The sequence below is a fragment of the Microcystis sp. M53598_WE2 genome (assembly GCF_030067735.1).
Classification (GTDB): Bacteria; Cyanobacteriota; Cyanobacteriia; order Cyanobacteriales; family Microcystaceae; genus Microcystis; species Microcystis aeruginosa.
Window position 1 is genome coordinate 1 of record NZ_JASJFE010000347.1, and the last position, 2038, is coordinate 2038.

Annotated in this window: 1 protein-coding gene; it reads left to right on the plus strand. The window is 49.2% G+C overall.

The window, feature by feature from the left end; all coding sequences use genetic code 11:
- Window positions 1–1813, plus strand: a 1813-nt coding sequence (locus PX636_RS07485) for a Calx-beta domain-containing protein (RefSeq protein WP_288116631.1), incomplete at its 5' end; no start/stop codon positions are given.
- Window positions 1814–2038: the final 225 nt, after the last annotated feature.

Here is a 2038-nt window from a genome sequence, read left to right on the forward strand (position 1 = left end):
CTTCAGTAACCCTAACCCGATTACTATTCCTGATAGTGGTTCCAGTACCCCCTATCCTTCCACTATTAATGTTTCAGGCTTGAGCGGTAATATTAATAGCCTGAAAGTAACCCTGACAAACCTGAGCCATACTTATCCCGATGATATTGATGTATTACTGGTCGGTCCGACGGGAACCAAAGCCTTATTAATGTCCGATGTGGGTGGCTTTAATAGTCTCAGTAATGTCACTCTCACCTTTGATCCGACGGCAACCTCCTTCTTGCTCGATGATGAGCTAATTACCAGTGGCAGTTATAAGGCCACAGACTTTGAAACCGGTGATTTCTTTAACGCGCCCGCTCCCGGTGGCCCCTACGGCACGGATTTCTCCGTATTCAACGGCATCAACCCCAATGGAACCTGGAGCCTCTACGTTGTGGATGACGCGGGAGGAGACGTGGGAACTATTGCTGGTGGTTGGTCTTTGGATATTGGTACGGCTACTACTCTTCCGGTGGTGACAGTAGCAGCCACCGATGCCGATGCTGGCGAACCCACCAACAATGGTCAATATACCCTCACCCGCACTGGTGACACCACCAGCGACTTGACGGTGAACATCGCCATGGGCGGCACGGCAACCAATGGCACAGATTACACGACCATTTCGACCCCAGTAAATTTTGCCGCGGGTTCTGCCACTGCGTTGGTTGACCTCAATGTCATTGACGACACCCTCGTAGAAGGCACAGAAACCGCCATTCTCACCGTCTTAGCGGGAACAGGCTACACCGTCGGGTCTGCAGCTAGTGCCACAGTCAATATTGCTGATAATGATTTACCCGATTTACCCATTATCGACCTGAGCGCTAACCAAACGGTAGTTGAAGGGATCACCAGTCCCCAAAATGTCACTTATACTGTTACTCTGTCTAGTGATAGCACTGACACAATTACTGTTCAATATGCCACTGGTAACAATACCGCTATAGCAGGGTCGGACTATACTGCCACTAACGGGACTCTCACCTTTGCTCCTGGTGTTACCAGTCAAGACATCATTATTCCTATTCTCAATGACTCCCTTAACGAAGCACAGGAAACCTTTAATCTCACTCTGTCTTCTCCTACCAATGCCCAATTGGGTACAGCAGCTGTAACTACAACCATTACTGATACTCTCGTAACTGCGGCTAGTACCACCCTAGCAGCAAATGTAGAAAACCTCACCCTGACTGGAACGGCAGCAATTAACGGTACTGGTAATAATGGTAATAACGTTATCATTGGTAACAGTGCTAAGAACACCCTCACAGGTCTCGCCGGTAATGATACTCTCAATGGGGGCGCTGGTAATGACAATCTTATTAGTGGTGATGGTAATGATCTCTTGTTGGGTGGTGCTGGTAACGACACCCTCAATGGCGGCTTGGGTGTGGATACTCTGACTGGTGGTGTTGGAAACGATTTCTTCAGGCTCGACAACGTAGCGAACGGTGATCTGATCACCGGCTTCTCCGTAGCCGCTGACACGATCATTCTGGCGAACAGTCTTGACAGCACCTTGACCGGCCCCATTAATCCGGGGATCAAAGGTCTGCTGTTTATTAGTGGTAATGTGAACGGAAGTGTCCTTAGCGCTGCCGGGTTCTTCAAGGGAGCGGGGATCAACGGGGGAGCATCCGGAAACTCCTCCGGCATCTACGTCAACACTAGCAACGGCGACATCTGGTATAACGATTCCACCGTCGCCGGTAGTTACCTAATTGCCAATGTTGGGGCTGGTGCCGCAGCTGGCATGACCAATCTCGACTTCGTTTACGGAGTGTAAGTCTTAGCTAGGGTTTGCTGAAAAAGTTTTTCTTGGGGGCAGGGTGTGGGGTGTGGGGTGTGGGGTGTAGGGTTTTACCGATTTTGAAGGGGTCAATTACCTAATTTTCAGGGAAAAAGTCCCTGAATTTTCCCCCCGATCACTCCCATATCTGGTACTTTTTGATTTACAAAAACTCTAAAAGTCTTAACCAACAAGGGTTTTACCATTATTCAGCCAGCCCTA